Genomic DNA, 20,894 nt, shown 5'->3' on the forward strand with positions numbered 1-20,894 from the left:
TACAAGTTTAGGCACTCGCTTCGCTCGTGCCATGCCGCCGTCGCCGCAAGCGGCCGACGAGCGGCGCGCGACAGCCGATGGCGATGCGCGACCACCTGTGCGCCAAAACATGCTTGGTTGCCGGCTACGCTGTTCGCTTCGCGAAGGTCTACCGACCCGGCAGCTACGGCAACCATCGGCCTGCGGCCGCACGCGACATGTTTTGGAAATGAGCAGCCGAGGATCGTTGTCGGCTGCGCTGTCTGGCAGAAGAACAACACCCACAGCACGGCACATGACCGCGAGCGGAGGCGTTCTCATGCGTTCTATAGGGCCTTCAATATGCATGCGCTCTTGCCACCTAAAAGTCGATGAAGAGGCCCTTGTTGACGATGTTTCTACAGACGTTTTCAGGCATGTTTAGGGGCGTTCCGTCTTCGGTATGACACGCGCATTGATCGATGCTTGACAGACAGCCTGACGGTCGAGGTACACGGACTGGCTGGGTGAGTTTGTCGTAATGCGGTGCCGTGAATGCCAGCCCCTCAAGGCGTGGGGTGCGCTCATAAATATATTGTTTGGCATCCTCTACGGCGTTTTGATAAAGACGGCGATGTTCTTGGCTGTTGAGTGATTGCGAATTCGGCGATTCGTGGGCAAAGGCTGATAGGGGCGGTTCTTGTTTTGTGTGTAGACGTGAGGTATTGAGGGATGGCGCTTGTATCTTGCTTTGGGCGAACTGATACAGGTACCAGACTGCTGCGGCCAGAAGAAACGGGATGGCTGCAAAGAAGTAGATTTTCATGGGAATGCTGCGCTTGACCGTATGAACATCTGCACTCTTGTAGACGCTAAATAATTTTTTGTCGTAGCGCCAGTGGTGCTTGATGGAGTCTTTCTTTGCGGCTGGCTTATCACAATTGTCTTTGACGCTTCCCCATTCATGGATCGTGGCGTTTTGCGTGCCGAACTTGCGCACGATGTGCATGTGTTTGCCGACGAGGCGGCGAATTGCTGTGTCAGCCAGCATGGGGTGCTGGGTGATCAAGACAATATCGAGTCCTTGATGTCGATGGGTTTCGAGTCGTGCGACGTGTTCGGGTACTTGTGATCCTAGTGAACGTGGCCGGAAAACGCGCTGACATTCATCGATGACGACAATGCTATTGGGTGGGCAGTCATACCATTTTTCTGCCTCGATCTCGGTCCAGTCTAGTGTGAGTTCTGCGATGCCGGAATAGAAGACGGTACGGTGATCTTTTTCCGCCCATTGCTTGATATAGGCGAGCGCATAGAGCGTTTTGCCATTGCCGGGCAAACCGGTGATGAGCTGTAGCATGGGGGCATCCTATTTTTTGATGATCATCGATGTGAGCGTGTCCGATCCACCTAGCCTGAGCGCGAACGAGGCGACCACGGCTGAGAACACTAAGGTGATCGCTTTATCGATCCACATGTAGGCGACAAGATTGAGTATTTCGACGGGGAGGCCGCTGATGCTCTCCTTGACTAGCGACATGGCGTAGTCACTCATGGTGGTGATGCCGGTGAAACTGATATAGCTGATGCCGAGGGCGAATAGAACGCGGCCCACCAAGGAAGTGAGGACGGTAGCGAGCCCTCCTAATAGAGCAGAAATGAATAGAGGCATGGTTATCTTCTGACGGCACCGGTGATGATGCGCATTGCTACCAGGGAGGCCGTGGCCATGATCACAAGACGCAGGATGAGAAAGTATTGGCAACTGCCTGAGAGGGGGATGACAATGGTTTGTCCGGCAACGACAAGATTTTTGTCTTGCAGGCATTGCGCGCTACCGAGAAAGCCGGAATTGTCGAGCTTACCTAGCGAGATAGTTTTTCCATTTTGTGGGGTTGGTAGTCGATCCTGCAGGGGATCACGTCCGGCCAGTAGTTGATCGCCTAGCGATGTGTAAGGCGCTTTCTCTAGAGACGTTCGATCTTCCTGTGTACGACATGCATTTTCATATTGAAGGCGGGTCATTGCACATAGAATCGCATCGCCTTCGCAGGAAAAGCTGATGCAGTTCGCAGTGATTTTGGATTCTTTGCAGAGTGTTAGATGTGGATTCGACTTGCACAGATTTTCTAGGTCTGGGTTTTTATTATTCGTGTCTTTGTCACTCTGATCATCGGTTGCATGGTTGTTTGTTCCGCCGCCGTCCTGATCGCCACTTGAGCTGTTGTTATTTGTTCCGCCACCGCTCTGACCGCTGCTTGAGTTATTGCTATTTGTTCCCCCACCGCTCTGACCGCTACTTGAGCCGTTGCTATTTGTTCCCCCACCGTTCTGACCGCCACTTGAGCTATTGCTATTTGTTTCACCACCGCTCTGACCACCACTAGCGCCGTTGTTATTGGCTCCATCACCGCTCTGCGTGCCATTTTGGTCATTTGTATTACCGCCGGAAAAGTCGAAACCACCGTCAATATGGTTCTTTTCGTCCCCAATAGTTTTCGATGTGAGCGTACTAGGACTAACTACTGTGGAGCCATCTGGTCGACGCAATGTACGCGTTTCGACGGTTATTTTTCGCAAACTTCCATCTGGATTTTTTATAATATTTTCTTCAACAAGAATGGTTTCGATTGAACCATCTTCTCTCGTTTCTGTTCTTTCGTAGCGACCGTATGCCCCCGTGTTTCCAGAATTTGAGCTTTGGCCATCGGCATTATTGTTCGGCGTATTCGTACCAAGGTATTGAACGACGAATTCACAATACGTAGGTCTATTGGGCTCATTTTTTATTTCATTTTTAAAAGACCAGCAATCTGTAATTTTCGTAACTTCGATGTCGCAACCATTAAAGCTGGTCGGATAGGAATACTCCTCTTCCAGCTTCCGCTGCTCATTAGTTAAACCAACATATAACGTGATTTTCTCGGTGGAATTGGCGACGCATAGTTTTTTTCTTTTGCGGTATGTTGCGAGCCATGGGTCATTCTCAGTCCTCGTGACGAGAATTGTGCCAGTGAAAGACCCCGGTCTTGAATATTCTACATAGCACCATAAATCTTGTGATGTTCTAACTATTTTATAGCCGCTCAATCCTGTTCGTAGTACAACGTCTCTATAGTAAACACAGGCATCGTCAGGTGTTTTAAAGAATGGTTCGTAATACTCCAACATATAAACATTCGCTGCGTAAGTGGCTGTTGAATAGGTAAATAAAAGAAGAAAATAAAGTGTACGCATAGTGACTTACCCTTGAAAGAGAATCCAAAATGCGCCGACGACTGCGACAAGTACGATCAATCCCAATTTGATCCCCATCAAGAGAAAAAAGTCATGGTCAGCGCTAACCATGCCTTTTTAGTGAATCGGCTTACAACGCACGCTGAATCCACTTCCATACCTTCATGCCGACGACCATCACCAGGACGGCTGCGCCAACGACACCAATGGCTTTTCCGGCGTCTGCGATGGCAGCGGTCACAGGAGTGACATCGACGGCCACAGCATGTGCAGCGCTGGCAGCCAAGAGGGGAATCGCAATGACAAGCCGTTTGGTTTTATCAAGAATCTTCATGATCTTTTTCCTTTAAAAAATTAACCACTTGTTTAAAGCACCAAGCCGTTGCCCATAGGAGTGCAATTGCAGTACTGATGGCAATGGCTTGATCTGGCGTCATTTCAAGCAGTGGCTGAAGACCTGAAGTGGCACCTGTTGCCTGAATTTCTTGCCTTGCGATGACGCGTATTTCTTGCTCGGTCAGTGGCGGCGGCGTCACTGCGATTTGGATTGTCGTTTCATCGTCTGAAGGCAGCATTGTTAGCTCCGTGGAGCCGCAGCTGGTTTAGATGCAGTGGGTGATGGACGAGCAGACATATTGACTGGATGCAGATGCACCAGCCGCGCACCGATACGAAGATCCTGACCCACCGAGAGTTCGAACTCTGCCAAGTATTCCCCCTTGGGTGCGTCATGCAGATGTTTGGGAAGAATCAACTCACCGACCAAGACTTGCTCCCCCTTTACTTCGTCGCTTGAAGTGACGACGCATTGCGCGAATTTCATCTGCTCGGGCAAGCCGGTACGCTTGCTTTTGTATTCGATGACTTTGATACCGGCGATAGTGATGTGGTGCTTCTGGTCCATGCGGTTTCCTTTAGAGGGGGAAAACAATTGGCCTTACTGGGGCCGCACAACTGCTCAGGATGAGCGGAAGAAATAGGGCGTTGTCGCTAGAAATTCATGTTTGCAGCAGCATTTTTTTGCATGCGACAGCTGACAATTTTTGATGCCCACAACAGACATGTGGGAGTAGCTATAGACAATTTTTAATTGTCAATTTGGAAACTTTGTGTAATTGCTGGGCTGCATGTTAGTTAACTTGATTTTTTATTTCCATTGGGAAATATTTATCAATTGCTATTTGTCAATAGTCAAAATATTGCAGGTGTGTTTAGTAAGCGCTGTGGTCAGAGTCAAATCAATCCAACTTTATTCGTGTGATGGCTACGCCAAAACCGAACCATGACTGAGCGATAAATTCCGTTGAAAAACTCGGTGGGGAAGGTGGGGGCTAAGAAGAAATATTGAAAAACGTAACGGTGGAGGATGGCAACGAATGGGCCTATAACTCGCTCCCCAAGCGGGATTGGGACCTGTATAGAGTACTTGACTTGTAATCAGGGGGTGGCGGGTTCAAGTCCTGCAGCCAGCACCAGAATACAAAAGGCCCACCGCTTGGTGGGCCTTTTTTACGTTCAAAATTCCGATTCGATAACTCGGCATTTGTCTGTACAAATCTAGAATATTTCATATTTTCACATCGTAATTGAGGGGGTGTTTGGTGAGGTTGCCAGGATGTATGTTTTTGCGGGTAAGTAAGATGCGCATAGCATCCTGATTTAATGGAACGATTTGCGGATTGCCCGCCTTCATCACATCAGCTTCGAATCGCGCCAGTTTCCGTTTGAAATTGATCTTCGACCACGTTAGACCAGTGACGTTGGAACGCCTTGAACCAGTCGCTAATGAGAATGCGGCCATGGCGGATAAATGGGGAGGTAGGGGATCACTTGAGCGCCAACTCATGTAGTCCGCGACTTACTTTAGTACTTGCTGTTTCGGTCTTACGATCTCCCTTATGAAGAGTGCTGCCATCGACGTGGCAGCCAACATATCTCTCCGCTCATTTCAAGGTCCTTACGTCACCCGCCCGCATGAGCAATTCAAGGATTGTTTCGACCTTGATCAATCTCTCTGTCAAATTCTCTATCTTGGCTTGCTGATCTCTGATCACGTCATTGTGACGAATCACTTTGTCCTGTAACTTGATCATTGAGGTCAAGGCGGACCACAATCGTTCGGTGGCTAACATGACGATGCCTCTTTTTCCCATTGTGCCTTTCTTGCCTTTGCGGCAGCCTCCATTTGTTCGATGCGTTTATTGCTTTCATCTACAAATATCAGGACCTCATGCAGTGAGTTGTCTAGGCGATTTGAAATTGCGATAACACGGTCAGCCAAGTTGTTAAGCGCTTGATCAGTATCGTCAGTCTCGTATGTTGATGCACCTCTTCGCATCAACTCTGAGATAGATAGGCCAAGCCTGTTGGCCTTCGATAGAATTGCACACTTTTCTTGGGCACTCGTTTGTACGACGATTCTCTCTGTCGCGCTAGCAGCCATAAATATCTCCTTAAAAATCAGGTGTACATACAAAATATGCGAATCGTTAAGACGACCTCAAACACATTTCGCACATCGAGAATTTTTTAACATAAATTCAAAAAAGTCATTCGTTTCATTTCAACTCCGGCTGAATAAATGGCGACATTTTTGATGCATATACGGCCAAGCATGTCATCGCAACAATGCGTACGCCGCGTGCAGATCTTCTGCCGCGTTGTGATCGGTTACGTGTACTTGCTCTGGATGTCACCGATCCGAGCAGTATCCATCAGGCCGTTGAGGCAGCAGGAGAAATCGAAGTCTTGGTGAATAATGCAGGAATCGGCATGCCAGGCGCTCTGGAAGGTATCTCGATGACTGCTGTGCGTGAGATTTTTGAGACAAACACTTATGGCACGATGGCGTTGATACAAGCAGTGCTCCCACAGTTCAGACAACGTCGGGAGAGCGTCATTTTCAATGTCACATCGTCCGTCACTGTGAAGTTTCTTCCCTTGCTGTCGGTGTGCACCGCGAGCAAGGCGGCGGTTAACTCGTTCACCAAGTCGCTTGCGCTGGAACTCGAACAATTCAATGTGCGCGTGAATCTTGTACTGCCGGGACGGGCGCCGACAACACGTTTTGGCGAAAACGCACGATCCCGTATGCAAAGTACGATTCCTGAGTCGTATGCTGATTTGGCGCAGAATACCTTCGCAGAATGGGGTAAACCTTCTCCAGTTACTGAGACGAGGGATGTGGCAGAAGCGGTATGGCGTGCTGCCAAAGAGCCATCAGAGTTCACGTACCGCACTTTCATCAAAGAATCGCTTCGGCTGTCCGTTCACCAGAAAATAGTGTGGCCAAGCATGGCACTCATCGCGGCGTGAAAGTTTGAAAGTCATGGTGACTCCTTGGTGACAGAAGCTGCCATGCTAAAGAGTCGGACGCATTCACGTTGCTCTGTGGTGCGCGTTTTTTGTTCTTTACAGATCAAGCTGCTCTCGCTGACGATGTCGCACTACTGACGCGTGATGGATAGGCTTGCGCAATGGCACATGTCAAGGTCGCAAAATTATCATGCCTGCAATATGCTCTTGGTTTAGGTGGGTTGAAAAAGGCTAAAAAATCAAAATCACCAATAAAAATCAAATTAAATAAATTTAATAATAAGAATGTTGTTGTGATAGAGTTCTTCAAATAATTTTTTGTTGATTGTATTGGAGTAATTGAATGATCGGGAGGACTTCTCCTCAAACCCGCATGTAAAGAGGGCTTGCCGGCGAATCTACTCTTCATCGTATTCGGTGATTAATCTGGCCTGAATTCCAATCAGGAACGGTGATCATGCACATCATCAAGGTCGATCATGTTCACCCAAGTCGAATGGCAAGTCTCCAAGCGCGCGATCGTAGATCGCTACACCGTATCCACCAATCGTCGCGGGGCACTGCAATTACTTTCAGTCATCGTGCCAATCGCCGGGCTCTGGTACACAATCTATCTGGCCTCGCAGGTGTCGATCTTGCTCGTTGTAGCGGCGACCGTTTGTCTCAGCTTGTTTCTGCTGCGCGGTTTCGTGCTGATGCATGACTGCGGGCATAACAGTCTGTTTCGTAGCAAATCGCTGAACCGCATCGGTGGTTTTTTGTTGGGGGTACTCGCTGGGATACCGCAACAGGTTTGGGCGGAGAATCATCGATATCATCACGCTACCAACGGCAACTGGGAGAAGTATCGAGGGCCGTTGAATGTTGTCTGTGTCTCGGATTACCTTGCCATGAACGCAAGTCAAAAGCGCAGTTACCGCTATAACCGCCATATTCTGCTGTCACCAATTGCGGGCTGTCTCTACTTCCTGGTCAATCCCCGCATCACGTGGCTGCGCGCCAGCTATCAGCTGGCATTCCGTCTTTTTGCACGACGTGGTGAAAATAACGTGAATGTCGGTGCCTCCTTGAAGGAGGGAACATCCATGGTGCACTACCGCTATATGCTGAGCAACAATCTACTGCTGTTTGCGGCCTGTGGTCTGATGGTCTGGGGACTTGGTTCGTGGCTTTTTTTTATTTGTTATTTGGTGAGCGGATCACTGGGGGGGGCGTTTGGTATCGTCCTCTTTTCTGTCCAGCACAACTTTGATCATGCCTACGCCAGCGAGGATAAGGACTGGGACCGGGACGAGGCAAACTTGCATGGTACGAGCTTTCTGGTTTTGCCACGCTGGCTAAACTGGTTCACCGCAGACGTCGCTTATCACCATGTGCATCATTTATGCGCCAGCGTTCCCAACTATCGGCTCGCGGCCTGCCACGATGAGTTTCAGCACTTGTTTGCAGGCGTAACGCGCGTGGGATTGTTTGAGATTCCCGCTGCATTGAGAAATATTTTGTGGGATTTGCCTGCGCGCAGGCTGGTGTCCGTTGCAGAGGTCAATAGGCGCAATACCTCAATATGACTTTGGTCTCTGCAGGGGCGCAACGGCTCTGCAGACCTCAAGTATCCGTTCGCGCAGCCAGCGATGGACTGGATCGCGCTCCAGACGCGGGTGCCACATCTGTGAAATGGTGATTGGTTCGGTTGCCACCGGTAGCTCGAAACGATAGAACGCTTCGGCAGAGCCAACCTTCGAGGCTCGTTGTGCAGCTGGCAGGAAGGATGCCGGCACCAATGCCACCAGGTCTGATGTCCGTGCGATCGCCAGCGCTGCCGGAAAGCTCGGCACAATGGCAACGATGTTGCGTTTCAGGCCGATGGCAGCTAATGCCTGGTCCACGGGGCCGCTGCTGCGCCCACGACGAGATGCAATGACGTGGCCGCAGGCCACGTAGTGCGCAAGCGTGACATCGCCGATGGTTTCGAGCGGGTGCCCGGGACGCACTGCACCGACGAAGTGATCACGAAATAAAGTTTGCAGGCGTACTTCTGGTCCCATGTCACTGACCACGCCAATCTCCAGATCGGCGCTACCTTCCCTCAGGTGCTGCGAGCTCTTCTCTGCCTTTGGCGCGAAACATAGACGTACAAATGGTGCATCCTTGCCGATCGCTCCGATCAGGACTGCGCCGAACGCTTCTACAAAGCCATCATTTGCGCGGATCGTGAAGGTGCGTCTGAGGGTCGAGATATCTGGTGTAGACATCGAGGGGCGAAGGACTGATCTTGCCTCGTGGATAATATTTCTGGTGCGTTCGCGTAATGCCTCAGCACCCGGTGTCAGCACCATCCTCCGACCAGCTCTTACGAGCAAAGGATCTCCCGTCACCGTACGTAGCCGGGACAGGGTGCGGCTCATTGCCGACGCACTCAGGCCCAAACGGCGTGCGGCTGCGGCGACACTCGCCTCGGTGATCAATGCGTCTAGTGCAATTAACAGGTTCAGATCGGGTTCTGACATATAACTATCCTAGCATGCTGCTATCAGATCAGGCGTTTGGTGCAGGTATTCAATGCAAGCGATGCGTCTTCCGTCATGTCTGCTAACTCGTTATATTGCACTCACAAATGCACTCCCAGGATGGATTAAAAATGGAATTATTTTCAGACATGCCCGACGACGAGGGGCTCCCCGGCGTACCGCGACGTCAGGCAATGATTGCCGTGATGGTCGCGACAACGATGGCGGTGTTTGACGGGACCATCGTCAATGTCGCGCTGCCCCAAATCAGTCTGGCTTTGAACGCGTCTGCCGGCACCTCAATATGGGTTGCCAACGGCTACCTTCTTGCGGTGGCAATGACATTGGCGACGTTTGCATCGCTGGCCAGCAGAATAGGGTTTCGCAGGCTCTTCACCGCGGGCTTGATTGTTTTTACGCTGGCTTCTCTGGGGTGCGCGCTGTCATCGACCATTGCCATGCTGATTTTCATGCGGCTGTTGCAAGGATTTGGTGGTGCCGCCATGCTCAGCATTGCGCCGGCGATTCATCGCACGATATTTCCCAATCGTCTGCTCGGGCGCATTCTCGGATTGAATGCGGTGCTCATCGCGACCAGTACGGCAATCGGCCCGGTTCTGGGCGGCACGCTGTTGGCCATGCTGAGTTGGCGGTGGATTTTCGCCATGAATGTGCCATTGGGGATGGCTTCGATATGGTTGTCCTGGCGTGCCATTCCAGACAATCGTAGCGGTACGCGTGCACCATTTGACATCGCTGGGGCAGTGCTCTCCGCAATTGCGATGGGCGCATTGATCATGGCGGCGGACGCCTGTGCCGAGCTCTCACAGGGGGCGCAGCATCATAAGGCGTTATTGACTGCTGCCGCATATGCTGTTGTCGCATTGGGTGCAAGCGTGGCATTTGTCTATGATCAACGCCGCGCTCGCGAGCCTTTGCTGCCACTCGATATGTTTTCCTCTGCACGGTTCTCGCTAGCCGCACTGACATCGCTGGCCTCGTTCGTTGGGCAAGGTATTGCATTTGTCGCTTTGCCGTTCCTGTTCCAGAGCGTGTATGGCTACAGCATCTTTCAGTCGGCGCTGCTCTTTACACCGTGGCCGATCGGCATCGTGCTCGTTGCTCCGCACGCCGGACGGCTTGCCGATCGTCATTCGCCGGCATTGCTGTCGACGCTCGGGTTGGCAGTGTTCACAGTCGGTCTGGGATTGCTGGCGCTCTTGCCTGCGCAGCCTGCGGCCTGGGATATCAGCTGGCGGGCGTTGGTGTGCGGAATCGGGTTTGGTTTTTTTCAAAGCCCGAATAACCGTGAAATGCTGTCCAATGCCTCACGCGAACGCAGTGGCAACGCCTCCGGTGTGCTGGCCATCATGCGGACATTTGGCCAATGCCTCGGTGCGTCGTTGCTGGGGATCATTCTCTCTGTCTATGCCGCAGGTGCAGTCGTTCACGGTGAACTATCCACTAATGCTGTGCAAGATATCGACGCGATTCGATTGGCATTGTGGGTTGCCGTTGCCGCAACGATGACAGCAACTGCCGTGAGCGTCTGTCGGATTCGCCAGGTGCGCGAAGCGGTACTGTGAGAATACCGGCTTACGCGTGCACGATTGTGCATGGGCTTCAGGCAGCTAGTTCAGCAGCAGCGTCTGGTAATGACACTGCGGCAAGCGCCTGTGCCAGATGCCCAATCTTGTCTTCAGTCAGACCGGCAACATTGATGCGTCCTTCGGCTGTCCCATATATCGCGAACTGCTCGCGTAGGCGATGCATGGCGTGCGAATCCAGTGGCAGTATCGAGAACATGCCGCGCTGACGTAACACCGCCTGCATGGACTGTGGTGCACCGGCCTCCCGCAAGGCACTTGCCAGCGCGCTGCGGATACCGGCAATACGGGTACGGATTTGTTGCAGTTCTGCGTGCCATTGTGCTGGTTCGGCCATGAGCGTGGCAGCGATGGCGGCGCCGTGCTCTGGCGGCATCGAGTAATTACAGCGCGCAATACCTTCCATGACGGTTCTGATGGACGGCAATGCGCTGGCCTTCTGCACGATGACGGTAGCAGCACCGGTCCGTTCACAGTACAAGCCCATGTTTTTGGAGCAGCTGGAGGCAACGAGTACGGTATCAAGTCGGGAGACCAGCAGGCGCAAGCCGGCGGCATCCTCTTCTAGCCCGTCGCCTAACCCCTGGTATGCCATGTCGACCAGTACGATGATGTTACGGGCGCGGCAGACATCGGCAATGATTTCCCAGTCGATTGGCGACAGGTCGATTCCGGTCGGGTTGTGACAGCACCCCTGCAGCAACAGGACGTCATTGGTTCGGGCATCCGCCAGTGCAGAGAGGACAGCGGCCAGATCCAGCCTGCCATGACGTTCCTGCCACGGATACTCGGCAACGGCCAGACCTGCGGCGCGCATGATGGGGCGATGGTTGATGTAGCCAGGGTTGGAGAGCCAGATGGTCGCGCCGGGGTGCGCGGCGGCAATCAGCTCTCCCAGCAGCCGCAGCGCACCGGTACCGCCAACCGTTTGCATGGTGACGACACGCTCAGTGGCCTCGTTGTCCTGTCCCAGCAACAGACGTGTCATGCCAAGGTTGAAGTCGGCATTGCCCGACAGCGCGCGGTATGTCTTTGAGGCGGCAGCTTTGGCAAGGTGGATCTCCGCTTCTTGCACTGCGGCCATGACAGGGGTAATACCCGTTTCATCGCGATAAACGCCAAGTACGAGATCAAGCTTCTCGGGGCGATGGTCAGCACGAAATGCACTGGTCAGCGTCCATAAGGGATCGCGTGGTGGGTTGGTGAAATCAAGAAACATCATGTGCCTCGTTTGGCATTGCGATTTGTCAAAACGACGCCGGTCGTAACGGCAAGGATTCCCGCGACAGAGAGTAGGGTCGGTATTTCATGCAACACCGGAATGGCGATCAGGGCTGCAATCACCGGTGCCAGTGCACCAACCGTGGAGCTGCGTACGCTGCCGAGACAGCGGATTGCTGCCGCATAGGCCAGCGGCGAGAGTATTCCGACGCAAATGCCCTGCACCAGCACGAACCAGCCAATGTCGTTGAAGCTGGCCTGTGCGAGGTGACTTTCCATGGCGCCAGTTGCCATCAAAATCGCGATGCTACACACCGCAGGGTAAGTAATCAGCATCAGGGTGCCGACCGGGTCGATAGTCGTTTTGCGCAGTGCCAGTGTGTACATTCCCCACAGCAGGCTGGCGATCAGTAGCAGTGCGACGCCTTGCAGCATCGGCAATTGCATGGCGCCAAGGCCTGCCACCATCAACAGCACACCCGCGATAATGACCAGCAAACCGAGCCGCCGAGCGGACTGGATCGGCTCGCGCCAGCACACCAGGGCTAACAATGCCACCGAGAGCGGTACCGTGCCGGCGACCAGAACGCTCACATGGGCCGCGGAAGTGAGGCGTCCACCCGCTGCCGCAATCAGGAAAAACGGCAGGCCGGCACCGGTGGCAATCATCAGTGCATGCAGTGGTCGCATTGCCTTGAGCGCAGCGAAGCGCGCACGAATGAAGGGCAGCAAGGCAATTGCAGGGACCAGGAAACGAATCAAGGCGACATCGGCCGAGCTCAGCGTCGAGTGACTGATGGCGCGCAGTGATACGGAAAAACCTGCCCAGATCAGAACGGTGATACCCATCGCAATCCAGCCAATCTGGCTGCGACTGAGTCGGGGTGAGGTCTCAGCGCGGGCGACCGAGGTGCTGCTGGAGAGTGTCATGCGTGCTCCAAAATCAAAGGGTAAGTACAGATTTTGGGCCAATGGCAGGGGAAGATTATGCCAATTTCACCCTAGATTAAGGCGATTTTTGGCAGATACTGCTAAAAAATTGAATAGCGCACATCCGGACGCCGGCACGCTGGCTACTTGCTCCGGATTTTAGGGAAAACGGCCGCGCGTTTCACTACGCCATAGGCAAAGCTGGTGTCGATGGAGGCGATGCCAGCAATGCGATGCAGTCGGGAGCGCACGAATTGTTCATAGTCCTTGAGGCTCTCTACCACCACGCGCAGCAGATAGTCGTCGCTGCCGGTCATGACGTAGCAATCGAGAATGGCGTCAATTGTCTGAATCGCCGCTTCGAAATCCTTCACGCCTTCGGCGCTATGACGCTGCAGACGTACGCGCACAAACGCTGTGATTGGCAATCCATAGGCTTCTTCGTCAATGATGGCGGTGTAGCCACGGATGACCTGCGACTCTTCCAGCATGCGCAGGCGGCGCAGACAGGGGGAGGGCGACAGGTTGACCCGTTCCGACAATTCCTGATTACTTAAGCGGCCATCGGCTTGTAGCGCTGCGATGATTTGTCTGTCTTTATCGTCCATGATGGCTCTGGTTGGCAGTAAATGCCAATTTTATGCCAAATATTGATAGACCTTGTCAGTTTGTCTTGGGTGATGGCAGTCAGGCGAGCGCACGACGACAGCATGCCCAATCAGGCATCTTTGCTGTTGCGCCTACGGTTGTGCCCATGTTTGCGCGCTGGCGCAGCATTGGTTACGTTGAGCAGCGTGCAATACACCGGCCTGCTCAACTCTGTGACAAGGCCACCTGCCACAAAGGCAAGGATCGCCAGCAGGCGGTTCAGGAGTCTCTTGCCGCCTGCGGCGCGCAGAGTGGTCGAGTCACATTGGGCGGATCCCTTGAGCAATTCATTCTTCATTGTGTTTTCTCCCTATCGGGACGATGGTAATGAAGGCTTTATAAGACAAATCGCGCTGGAATTTATGTCCAACTGTATCCGGCATACCCGCACCAGAAATAGTGCATTGCAATCACATTGTTGACACAAGCCAGATACCTTTGTGGATTCCAATACCGTCAAACCAACTCTTGATGGAATGACGTTATGCATAACCTTATCGAAACACCCTTAGCTTTGCTGGCCGGGCTGTTGACCATTGCCTCACCCTGTGTGCTGCCCGTGCTGCCAATATTACTGGGCACGGCGATCAGCCCTTCTGGAGAGGCGCCCAGTCGTACACGGCCATTATTTATTATTGCTGGCTTCATTTTGAGTTTCTCTGCTTTTGCCATGTTGCTTGGTGCTGTTTCCAGCAGTATCCATATAGCACAGGAGTTCTTGCGTAACATCGCCATTGCCTTGTTGGCGCTCACTGGGCTGTTGCGTCTGTGGCCGCGCCCTTATGAATGGCTGGTAGCCCAATTGCGGATACCGCTGCAGCGACTGGGATCGGTGTCTCCGGAACCACGTCCGGGCAGCACCGGGGGATTCATCCTTGGCATGTCGCTGGGTGCCGTATGGACTCCCTGTGCCGGCCCGGTTCTGGCTTCCATTCTGGTGCTGGTGGTCAAGGCGCAAGACCTTGGCTGGTCGAGCCTGCTCTTGCTGATGTATGCGATTGGTGCGGCGCTTGCCATGCTTGCCATTCTGTACGGCGGCCAATACATGAGCAGCCAGGTACGTGTCATCGCGCGCTATAGCGAGCGTCTGCAACAACTGTTTGGTGTGCTGGTGATCGTGACCGCATGTGCCATTTATTTGCAATACGATGTGCTGGTCACGGTCTGGTTGTCCTCCCTGTTTTCTTCCCATTCTCTGTAAAGGAATACATCATGTTCTCTCGATTAAAGATGCTGACTGTAGTGAGCGTTCTGCTTGCGGCTACGACCACTACTGGGGCCACCCCGGCTTTTGCAGGGATATTTAACAAGAGCGTTGCGGCGCCGGAATTCGTTGGTATCGACAAATGGCTCAACAGTGAACCGTTAAGTATGGCGCAATTGCGTGGCAAGGTAGTGCTGGTCGATTTCTGGACCTATACGTGTATCAATTGCATCAATACCTTGCCCTACGTCAAAGCCTGGCATCAAAAGTACAAGGATCAGGGGCTGGTGGTGATCGGTGTGCATACGCCTGAATTTCCTTTTGAACGCAATACCGATAACGTCAAGGCTGCCATCAAACGCTTTGACTTGACTTACCCGGTTGCTCAGGACAATCGCTATGCCACCTGGAGTGCCTACAACAATCAGTACTGGCCAGCGTTGTATCTGATCGATAAAAAGGGACAAGTGGTCTACACCCATTTTGGCGAAGGTCAGTACTCGCAGACCGAAATGACCATCAAGAATCTGTTGGCACAACCGTAGACGGGCTTTATCCGCGGTGGCACGTCAATTACCGGACTGGCAGTTGCGATGGCAACGCCAGATCCCAGGAGGGCGTGTCGCCAAAACCCTCGGCCAGATGAGTAATGAAGCTACGCAGTTTGAGCGAGACATGGCGTTTTGAAGGGTAGACCGCATGAATGGCCAAATCTGCATTGCGGTGATCGGGAAGCAGCTGGATCAGTTCGCCACGGGCAATGTGCTCACCAAACACGAAACTCGGGCCGTAAGCGATACCGCCGCCCGCCAATGCCGTAGCCAGCAGCATTTGCATGTTATTGGACGACATGCGCACCGGACCATCAATGCGCCCGGTTCTGCCGTCGGGAGCCACCAGAGTCCAGTCGCCGTCCGATACCACATCACTGAATACCAGGCGTGGTGCGTGGCGCAGCGCGTCCATGTCGCGTGGTGTGCCATGCTGCTCACAAAACCGGGGCGCTGCGCAAAACACCATACGGCAGGGTGCCAGACGCCGGGCGACCAGATCCGAATCCTGTAGCCGACCAATACGTATGGCGACGTCAATTCCCTCCGCCAGTAAGTCGACGTAACGGTCGCTGAGCAACATCTCTACATTCACCTCCGGATAGCTGGCAAGGTAGCTGGCCGTGACGTTGCCCAGATGCAACGCGCCAAAGGTCAGTGGTGCCGCCACGCGTAATACGCCACGCACTGCCTGCTGCGTTGCGCTGGCCTCACGATTGGCATCGTCAAGTTCTTCAAGGATGCGTTTGCAACGTGCCAGATACGTTTGCCCGGCATCGGTCAGGCGGAGTTGACGTGTGCTTCGTTGCATCAAGCGTACTTTCAGCTCGGTTTCGATTGCTGAAACATGTTTCCCGGCCATCGATGCTGACAGACCAAAGCGCCGGGCCGCGCTACTGAGGCTTCCCTCTTCAGCGGCAGCAACAAAGACGGCCATACTGGTCAGACGATCCATGTTGAGCTCCTATTCGATCTAATGGTTATCAACTGATGATAATACATGGTGGATTATCAATTTTGAGTACAAGGTTTATTGTTCTCTCCTGCCCTGGCAAGACCAATTGTTGTCATGCCGGTGCGCATTCACTCAAGGAGAAACGACATGAAAATCGCATCAAACGGTATTCGTATTTTTGTAGAAGAACAGGGGCAAGGCGATTTGCCACTGGTGTTCCTGCATTACTGGGGTGGCTCGACCCGTACCTGGCATCATGTGACGCATGCATTGTCGGACGCATACCGGACCATTTGTATGGATCATCGTGGCTGGGGGCAATCTGATGCACCTGAAGAGGGGTATGGACTCGCCGATCTTGCTGCCGACGCACAAGGTGTGATCGATGCGCTGAATCTGCGCCGTTATGTATTGGTTGGGCACTCCATGGGCGGCAAGGTCGCCCAATTACTGGCAGCACAACAACCTGCTGGTCTTGCTGGTCTGGTGCTGGTCGCGCCATCGCCACCACAACCCTTGTCCATGCCGCCCGAAGCGCGCGCAATGATGACCGATGCTTACACAACGCGCATCAACGTCGAGATGTCCATTAACCACGTGTTGACAGCCAAGCCATTGTCGCCGGCGGATCGTGAGCAGGTCATACAGGACAGCCTGCGCGGCGCTACACAAGCGAAAGTCGCCTGGCCGCAATCGACCAGTCTGGAAGATATCACCTCGCAGGTTGCGGCAATCAAGGTGCCGACGATCGTGATTGCCGGGGAAGCGGACCGGGTTGATAGCGTTGATTTACTGCAACGGGAGCTACTGTCACGGGTTACTCATGCGCGTTTGCATGTTGTGCCGGGTACCGGTCACTTGTCGATGCTGGAGTCACCAGAGGAAGTGACACGCTTGATTCGTGAGTTCGTCGCAAGCTTGCCTTGACCCTTTGTTGTCAGGCCTGACATGCCCCGCAGGATTCTCGTGCCTGTCGTTTTTTGAGCACTCAGGAAAAACCCTATTATTCTTAGGGTTTTTTGTTTCTATGATACAAAGCATGACGGAGCTCATATCGACAGTTCCGTTCCTGGCACGAAAACCTGATGGTATTCAGCGAGAGCGAGGCTTGTCATGCGTACAAATTTACCTGTCACGAATGTCGAACAGCAATTCAAGGATGGGCAGTCGATTGTTTCAAAGACGGATCTGCAAGGCAACATCTTGTACATCAATCCTTACTTTCTCGAGATCAGCGGTTTTTCTGAGGAGGAAGTGCTGGGGCAACCGCAAAATATTGTCCGTCACCCGGATATGCCGGTCGAGGCGTTTGCTGACATGTGGCGCACGCTGAAAGCTGGCATTCCCTGGACCGGGCTGGTCAAGAATCGCTGCAAGAACGGCGACAACTATTGGGTACAGGCCAATGTGACGCCGATACGCGAAAACGGCAAAGCAGTGGGCTACATGTCGGTGCGTACCAAACCGTCCCGTCAACAAGTTGAGCAAGCCAGCAAGGTATATCGCCTGTTCCGGGAAGGTAAGGCGCAGGGATTGGCCATTGAACAGGGCGCGGTTGTCAGCACCGGGGTGGTCACGCGCTTGCGCAAGCTTGGTGAGATGTCACTGTCGCGACGTATCAGCTTGATCATGGGGGCACTGATATTGTTGTTCACCAGCCTGGCAGGGTTTTGCCTGTCTGCATTGGCGAGCGATGCGAGCCTCAAGGTATGGGCTAGTGGGGCTGCATTGTTGGGGATGTTCCTGGCAGCATGGGCCTGGTATTCGCTACAGTCGTCGATTATTGAGCCACTCAGGGTAGCTACAGATGTCGCGCGCTCGATCGCCGGTGGCGATCTGACCAGCAAGTTTGAAACCACACGCAATGACGATACCGGTCAGCTCTTGCGCGCATTGCAGCAAATGACGGTGAACCTGGTTGCCATCATCGGTGATGTGCGTAACAACGTGGATTCGATTCAGGTCTCCACCAAAGAGATCGCACGTGGCAACATGGATCTGTCAGGCCGAACCGAGGCGCAGGCCTCCAGCCTGCAGCAAACCGCAGCCAGCATGGAACAACTGGCCTCAACCGTGAAGCAGAATGCCGACAATGCATCGCAGGCACGACACTCAGCCAGTTCGGCGTCAGGGATCGCAGTCACTGGTGGTGAAGTCGTCAGTCGGGTAACGACCACCATGGGTGAAATCAGTGATTCAGCCAGGCGTATTGTGGACATCATTGGCATCATTGACGGGATAGCCTTCCAGACCAATATTCTGGCGCTTAACGCCGCGGTGGAAGCGGCCCGTGCGGGTGAGCAGGGACGTGGATTTGCGGTTGTAGCTACGGAGGTGCGTAGCCTTGCACAGCGTTCTGCAACAGCGGCAAAAGAGATCAAGGAGCTCATTGATGTCTCAGTGACCAAAGTCGACAATGGTGTGAAACTGGTGACGCAAGCCGGCTCCACCATGAGCGAGGTAGTCTCTTCGGTGAAGCTGGTGAGCAACATCATCAGCGAAATTTCTGCCGCATCGAGTGAGCAAAGTACCGGGATCAATCAAGTCAATGATGCAGTCACCCAAATGGATCAGGTGACCCAGCAAAATGCTGCCTTGGTAGAAGAAGCTGCGGCGGCAGCGGCAAGTCTGGCGGAGCAAAGCAGCAGGCTGTCGCAGGCGGTCAGTATCTTCAAACTGATTGGCGATGTAGCCAGCGTACCGCGGGCGGCACCGGTTCTCCCAGGGCACAGTAACCGCAAGCGGCTTGCTGTCTGAGGTGCGAAGAAACAGGGCGAGATCTGGTGGCCTAACTGTCTAGGCTTTGCTGAACTTTCCATGATGACGGCAGGGTCAGTAACAGCAGTACAGCCAGGCAGATCAGGGCCGAGGGGATGCCTGCAAGGTCACCCAGGCGACCGAACAGGACCGGTGACAATGCGCCGCCACCGATGGTCCCTGTATAGAAAAGCGCGAACGCCTGTTCTCGCTTTCCGCTTTCCGCCAGCTCAGGAACCACGCCGTAGAGCACTGAAGAGGTCCCATTGAGTGCCAGCCCGAGCAAGGGTAGCATTGCCATCAAGCCCCACAGGGGCAGCCACAATGACAATACGATCAGCAATGACGTCGCTGATTCGGTCACCCACACCGTTTTCATCATGCCGATGCGCGCTCCCAGATAGCCGCAAGACAGCTTGCCGAATGCGCCACCGACAAAGAGCAGCGACAAGGCAATGCCGATACCTGCAGTGCCTGCACCTTTGTCCTTAAGCAAAAAAGGCAGGAAGGTTAAAAATCCCATACGGGCGGCGCTGTCGAGCGTGCCGGTGAAGAGCAACGCACGTAGACCGGAGACGGAACCACTACCCGCGCTAGTCTTGCGTTTTTGCTCCCCTAAATGCGCGTCACCGCGTAACTGCGCAGGAATCAGCCACCACAGCAGCGCGGCGGCAACCAGACCCATCAAGCCGATTAGCGTGACGCTGGCTTGCCAGCTGACAACCACCAGCAACAGACCCACCAGTCCGGGGATCAAGGTCTTGCCGATATCGCCGGCAAAGTTGTACTGCGCCAGCGCCTCTTTGACACCACCACCTGCCTCGTGGCTGTCGGTGACCAGCGACGATGCCAGCGGATGTTGTGTACTCGCACCGAGACCACCCAGTACCAGCGCTACCAGTAGCCACGACAGTCCGGAAGCATGGGCGACGCTCAGGTAAGCTAGCCCGACCAATGCAGTGCCGCCGACCAGCAGACGCTCGCGGCCCCAGCGTCGGGCCATTCTGCTGGCGAGCAACTGAAAGCCTGCCATCGTGCCCGAATAGGAGCCGCGTAACAGGCCAACCAAGGCGTAGCTGATACCAAACTGTGACTGCCAGATTGGCAAAAGCACGTAAATCAGATCGGTCATCCCATCGTGAATGGCATGTGCGCTACAAGCTGCCAGCAAGGCACGACGGCGCCCGGCACGGGGATCGGGACTGGTGGCCGTAGTCAGAGTGGCGGAAGTAGAAGTAGACGTGCTGGTCATGATGTCAGAGAACTTATCGGACGAATGGTTTGAGTGGTTCTACCGCCTGATCGGGATTTTCTGTGCGCGTACCATTCATGATGATTGCCAGGAAATTGTAGTAACCATTGATTCCCAGCATGTCGATGATGCCCTTGTCACCGAAACGCTTTAGGGCACGCGCGTAGGTCTCATCGGAGACACTTTTGTTAGTGTTGATTTCCATCGAAAAGTCATACACGATTTTTTGGTCTTCACTCAGACCATCTGGCGTACGTCCATCTGCAATAGCAGCAATGACCTCGGGGTTGATACCGACTTTCAGCGCGATCGGCTCATGCAGATACCACTCGACCTGCTGCGTCCAGTGACGTGCCACGATCAGAATCACCAGCTCCGAGAGTTGGTTGCCAATGGCGCTCTTGTAACGCAGATATTCTCCCATCTTCGAGGAGCGATCCATTAATTCCGGACTGCGTATCAAGGGGATGAAGGGACCATACAAGGCTTTTCGCGGGCCGTTGATGATCTCTTGTGCTGCCTGCCGTTGTGCATCGGTAAGCTGATCTATCGGCGGTAACGGCATTCTGTCTTGTGCGCGCACTGCATTGCCACAGGCGATCAGTGCCAACCAGGCCAGCGCGCTGAGGACATGTTTTGCTTTCATGTGTTGTCTCCCTTTTTTTTATTGGTGTATTGTTATTAGCCGATCGTCAAACCAGCGTGTCGGCGAACCTGTCATCAGGTCTCGGCGATGATATTACTCCCAAAAC

Annotated in this window: 23 protein-coding genes and 1 pseudogene; 7 read left to right on the plus strand and 17 right to left on the minus strand. The window is 53.6% G+C overall.

Annotation, left to right across the window (positions count from 1 at the left end; all coding sequences use genetic code 11):
• Positions 1-340 precede the first annotated feature (340 nt).
• The 9 genes from FHW66_RS09510 to FHW66_RS09545 all read right to left on the minus strand — a co-directional run bounded on the left by FHW66_RS09510 (position 341) and on the right by FHW66_RS09545 (position 5,638).
• The gene (locus FHW66_RS09510) at positions 341-1,318 is read right to left on the minus strand and encodes a zonular occludens toxin domain-containing protein (protein ID WP_183379538.1); all 978 of its coding nucleotides are present in this window, start codon (positions 1,316-1,318) and stop codon (positions 341-343) included.
• A gap of 9 nt (positions 1,319-1,327) precedes the next feature.
• Complete coding sequence (locus FHW66_RS09515; RefSeq protein ID WP_183379539.1) at positions 1,328-1,630, minus strand: DUF2523 domain-containing protein; 303 nt, start codon at positions 1,628-1,630, stop codon at positions 1,328-1,330.
• Positions 1,631-1,632: 2 nt separating this feature from the next.
• The gene (locus tag FHW66_RS09520) at positions 1,633-3,195 is read right to left on the minus strand and encodes a hypothetical protein (RefSeq protein WP_183379540.1); all 1,563 of its coding nucleotides are present in this window, start codon (positions 3,193-3,195) and stop codon (positions 1,633-1,635) included.
• A gap of 130 nt (positions 3,196-3,325) precedes the next feature.
• Entirely contained in the window at positions 3,326-3,529 is a 204-nt protein-coding gene (locus FHW66_RS09525; RefSeq protein ID WP_183379541.1) for a major capsid protein, read from the minus strand.
• Entirely contained in the window at positions 3,516-3,770 is a 255-nt protein-coding gene (locus FHW66_RS09530; RefSeq protein ID WP_183379542.1) for a hypothetical protein, read from the minus strand. Before FHW66_RS09530 ends, FHW66_RS09525 begins: the two co-directional genes overlap by 14 nt.
• A gap of 2 nt (positions 3,771-3,772) precedes the next feature.
• Positions 3,773-4,099 (minus strand): cellulose synthase, encoded by a 327-nt coding sequence (locus tag FHW66_RS09535; protein WP_183379543.1) that lies wholly within the window; start codon positions 4,097-4,099, stop codon positions 3,773-3,775.
• A 663-nt stretch (positions 4,100-4,762) separates the two neighbouring features.
• Positions 4,763-5,041: a tyrosine-type recombinase/integrase gene (locus tag FHW66_RS09540; RefSeq protein ID WP_183379544.1), complete on the minus strand. Its 279-nt coding sequence runs from the start codon at positions 5,039-5,041 to the stop codon at positions 4,763-4,765.
• 97 nt (positions 5,042-5,138) lie between these two features.
• Positions 5,139-5,327: a hypothetical protein gene (locus FHW66_RS20730; protein WP_183385581.1), complete on the minus strand. Its 189-nt coding sequence runs from the start codon at positions 5,325-5,327 to the stop codon at positions 5,139-5,141.
• A complete protein-coding gene (locus FHW66_RS09545) occupies positions 5,321-5,638 on the minus strand; it encodes a hypothetical protein (RefSeq protein ID WP_183379545.1) in 318 nt (105 codons plus the stop codon). Before FHW66_RS09545 ends, FHW66_RS20730 begins: the two co-directional genes overlap by 7 nt.
• Before the next feature lie 173 nt (positions 5,639-5,811).
• On the opposite strand from FHW66_RS09545, the pseudogene FHW66_RS09550 reads away from it, so the two are divergent.
• Both FHW66_RS09550 and FHW66_RS09555 read left to right on the plus strand, forming a co-directional pair.
• A pseudogene (locus FHW66_RS09550) lies at positions 5,812-6,510 on the plus strand (SDR family NAD(P)-dependent oxidoreductase); the annotation flags it as partial.
• A 479-nt stretch (positions 6,511-6,989) separates the two neighbouring features.
• Positions 6,990-8,078 (plus strand): fatty acid desaturase, encoded by a 1,089-nt coding sequence (locus tag FHW66_RS09555; RefSeq protein WP_183379547.1) that lies wholly within the window; start codon positions 6,990-6,992, stop codon positions 8,076-8,078.
• On the opposite strand, the gene FHW66_RS09560 is transcribed toward FHW66_RS09555, so the two are convergent.
• Positions 8,070-9,017 carry a LysR family transcriptional regulator gene (locus FHW66_RS09560; RefSeq protein ID WP_183379548.1) on the minus strand — a complete coding sequence of 316 codons (948 nt, stop codon included), beginning with the start codon at positions 9,015-9,017 and terminating at the stop codon, positions 8,070-8,072. The genes FHW66_RS09555 and FHW66_RS09560 overlap by 9 nt on opposite strands.
• A gap of 131 nt (positions 9,018-9,148) precedes the next feature.
• Here FHW66_RS09560 and FHW66_RS09565 point away from each other — a divergent pair, with 131 nt between their 5' ends.
• A complete protein-coding gene (locus FHW66_RS09565) occupies positions 9,149-10,603 on the plus strand; it encodes a DHA2 family efflux MFS transporter permease subunit (protein ID WP_183379549.1) in 1,455 nt (484 codons plus the stop codon).
• 37 nt (positions 10,604-10,640) lie between these two features.
• On the opposite strand, the gene FHW66_RS09570 is transcribed toward FHW66_RS09565, so the two are convergent.
• The 4 genes from FHW66_RS09570 to FHW66_RS09585 form a co-directional block, all read right to left on the minus strand.
• Positions 10,641-11,846: an aromatic amino acid transaminase gene (locus FHW66_RS09570; protein WP_221196965.1), complete on the minus strand. Its 1,206-nt coding sequence runs from the start codon at positions 11,844-11,846 to the stop codon at positions 10,641-10,643.
• Complete coding sequence (locus FHW66_RS09575) at positions 11,843-12,775, minus strand: DMT family transporter (RefSeq protein WP_183379550.1); 933 nt, start codon at positions 12,773-12,775, stop codon at positions 11,843-11,845. The genes FHW66_RS09570 and FHW66_RS09575 overlap by 4 nt, the downstream gene beginning before the upstream one ends.
• Positions 12,776-12,918: 143 nt before the next feature.
• On the minus strand, positions 12,919-13,383 hold the full coding sequence (locus FHW66_RS09580) for an Lrp/AsnC family transcriptional regulator (RefSeq protein WP_183379551.1): 465 nt from the start codon (positions 13,381-13,383) through the stop codon (positions 12,919-12,921).
• A gap of 110 nt (positions 13,384-13,493) precedes the next feature.
• Positions 13,494-13,721 carry a hypothetical protein gene (locus FHW66_RS09585; protein ID WP_183379662.1) on the minus strand — a complete coding sequence of 76 codons (228 nt, stop codon included), beginning with the start codon at positions 13,719-13,721 and terminating at the stop codon, positions 13,494-13,496.
• A 186-nt stretch (positions 13,722-13,907) separates the two neighbouring features.
• Here FHW66_RS09585 and FHW66_RS09590 point away from each other — a divergent pair, with 186 nt between their 5' ends.
• Both FHW66_RS09590 and FHW66_RS09595 read left to right on the plus strand, forming a co-directional pair.
• Positions 13,908-14,624, plus strand: coding sequence for a cytochrome c biogenesis CcdA family protein (locus FHW66_RS09590; RefSeq protein WP_183379552.1), 717 nt, complete (start codon positions 13,908-13,910; stop codon positions 14,622-14,624).
• An 11-nt stretch (positions 14,625-14,635) separates the two neighbouring features.
• Entirely contained in the window at positions 14,636-15,172 is a 537-nt protein-coding gene (locus FHW66_RS09595) for a thioredoxin family protein (protein WP_183379553.1), read from the plus strand.
• Between the two features lie 28 nt (positions 15,173-15,200).
• Here the strand turns inward: FHW66_RS09595 and FHW66_RS09600 are convergent, their stop codons facing one another.
• Positions 15,201-16,133: a LysR family transcriptional regulator gene (locus FHW66_RS09600; RefSeq protein ID WP_183379554.1), complete on the minus strand. Its 933-nt coding sequence runs from the start codon at positions 16,131-16,133 to the stop codon at positions 15,201-15,203.
• A 147-nt stretch (positions 16,134-16,280) separates the two neighbouring features.
• Here FHW66_RS09600 and FHW66_RS09605 point away from each other — a divergent pair, with 147 nt between their 5' ends.
• Together FHW66_RS09605 and FHW66_RS09610 are read left to right on the plus strand one after the other, a co-directional pair.
• Positions 16,281-17,060: an alpha/beta fold hydrolase gene (locus FHW66_RS09605; protein ID WP_183379555.1), complete on the plus strand. Its 780-nt coding sequence runs from the start codon at positions 16,281-16,283 to the stop codon at positions 17,058-17,060.
• A gap of 186 nt (positions 17,061-17,246) precedes the next feature.
• Complete coding sequence (locus FHW66_RS09610) at positions 17,247-18,890, plus strand: methyl-accepting chemotaxis protein (RefSeq protein WP_183379556.1); 1,644 nt, start codon at positions 17,247-17,249, stop codon at positions 18,888-18,890.
• Between the two features lie 31 nt (positions 18,891-18,921).
• Here the strand turns inward: FHW66_RS09610 and FHW66_RS09615 are convergent, their stop codons facing one another.
• Complete coding sequence (locus FHW66_RS09615) at positions 18,922-20,142, minus strand: MFS transporter (RefSeq protein ID WP_183379557.1); 1,221 nt, start codon at positions 20,140-20,142, stop codon at positions 18,922-18,924.
• Between the two features lie 13 nt (positions 20,143-20,155).
• Positions 20,156-20,788 carry a carboxymuconolactone decarboxylase family protein gene (locus tag FHW66_RS09620; protein ID WP_183379558.1) on the minus strand — a complete coding sequence of 211 codons (633 nt, stop codon included), beginning with the start codon at positions 20,786-20,788 and terminating at the stop codon, positions 20,156-20,158.
• Between the last annotated feature and the right edge of the window lie 106 nt (positions 20,789-20,894).

The organism is Herbaspirillum sp. Sphag64, from assembly GCF_014192645.1.
Taxonomy (GTDB): Bacteria; Pseudomonadota; Gammaproteobacteria; order Burkholderiales; family Burkholderiaceae_D; genus Herbaspirillum.

Excerpts from the sequence above, each read along its gene's own strand:
- FHW66_RS09510 (WP_183379538.1), bottom strand. The coding sequence starts at position 1,318 with ATGCTACAGCTCATCACCGGTTTGCCCGGCAATGGCAAAACGCTCTAT.
- FHW66_RS09515 (WP_183379539.1), bottom strand. The coding sequence starts at position 1,630 with ATGCCTCTATTCATTTCTGCTCTATTAGGAGGGCTCGCTACCGTCCTC.
- FHW66_RS09520 (WP_183379540.1), bottom strand. The coding sequence starts at position 3,195 with ATGCGTACACTTTATTTTCTTCTTTTATTTACCTATTCAACAGCCACT.
- FHW66_RS09525 (WP_183379541.1), bottom strand. The coding sequence starts at position 3,529 with ATGAAGATTCTTGATAAAACCAAACGGCTTGTCATTGCGATTCCCCTC.
- FHW66_RS09530 (WP_183379542.1), bottom strand. The coding sequence starts at position 3,770 with ATGCTGCCTTCAGACGATGAAACGACAATCCAAATCGCAGTGACGCCG.
- FHW66_RS09535 (WP_183379543.1), bottom strand. The coding sequence starts at position 4,099 with ATGGACCAGAAGCACCACATCACTATCGCCGGTATCAAAGTCATCGAA.
- FHW66_RS09540 (WP_183379544.1), bottom strand. The coding sequence starts at position 5,041 with ATGAGTTGGCGCTCAAGTGATCCCCTACCTCCCCATTTATCCGCCATG.
- FHW66_RS20730 (WP_183385581.1), bottom strand. The coding sequence starts at position 5,327 with ATGTTAGCCACCGAACGATTGTGGTCCGCCTTGACCTCAATGATCAAG.
- FHW66_RS09545 (WP_183379545.1), bottom strand. The coding sequence starts at position 5,638 with ATGGCTGCTAGCGCGACAGAGAGAATCGTCGTACAAACGAGTGCCCAA.
- FHW66_RS09555 (WP_183379547.1), top strand. The coding sequence starts at position 6,990 with ATGTTCACCCAAGTCGAATGGCAAGTCTCCAAGCGCGCGATCGTAGAT.
- FHW66_RS09560 (WP_183379548.1), bottom strand. The coding sequence starts at position 9,017 with ATGTCAGAACCCGATCTGAACCTGTTAATTGCACTAGACGCATTGATC.
- FHW66_RS09565 (WP_183379549.1), top strand. The coding sequence starts at position 9,149 with ATGGAATTATTTTCAGACATGCCCGACGACGAGGGGCTCCCCGGCGTA.
- FHW66_RS09570 (WP_221196965.1), bottom strand. The coding sequence starts at position 11,846 with ATGATGTTTCTTGATTTCACCAACCCACCACGCGATCCCTTATGGACG.
- FHW66_RS09575 (WP_183379550.1), bottom strand. The coding sequence starts at position 12,775 with ATGACACTCTCCAGCAGCACCTCGGTCGCCCGCGCTGAGACCTCACCC.
- FHW66_RS09580 (WP_183379551.1), bottom strand. The coding sequence starts at position 13,383 with ATGGACGATAAAGACAGACAAATCATCGCAGCGCTACAAGCCGATGGC.
- FHW66_RS09585 (WP_183379662.1), bottom strand. The coding sequence starts at position 13,721 with ATGAAGAATGAATTGCTCAAGGGATCCGCCCAATGTGACTCGACCACT.
- FHW66_RS09590 (WP_183379552.1), top strand. The coding sequence starts at position 13,908 with ATGCATAACCTTATCGAAACACCCTTAGCTTTGCTGGCCGGGCTGTTG.
- FHW66_RS09595 (WP_183379553.1), top strand. The coding sequence starts at position 14,636 with ATGTTCTCTCGATTAAAGATGCTGACTGTAGTGAGCGTTCTGCTTGCG.
- FHW66_RS09600 (WP_183379554.1), bottom strand. The coding sequence starts at position 16,133 with ATGGATCGTCTGACCAGTATGGCCGTCTTTGTTGCTGCCGCTGAAGAG.
- FHW66_RS09605 (WP_183379555.1), top strand. The coding sequence starts at position 16,281 with ATGAAAATCGCATCAAACGGTATTCGTATTTTTGTAGAAGAACAGGGG.
- FHW66_RS09610 (WP_183379556.1), top strand. The coding sequence starts at position 17,247 with ATGCGTACAAATTTACCTGTCACGAATGTCGAACAGCAATTCAAGGAT.
- FHW66_RS09615 (WP_183379557.1), bottom strand. The coding sequence starts at position 20,142 with ATGACCAGCACGTCTACTTCTACTTCCGCCACTCTGACTACGGCCACC.
- FHW66_RS09620 (WP_183379558.1), bottom strand. The coding sequence starts at position 20,788 with ATGAAAGCAAAACATGTCCTCAGCGCGCTGGCCTGGTTGGCACTGATC.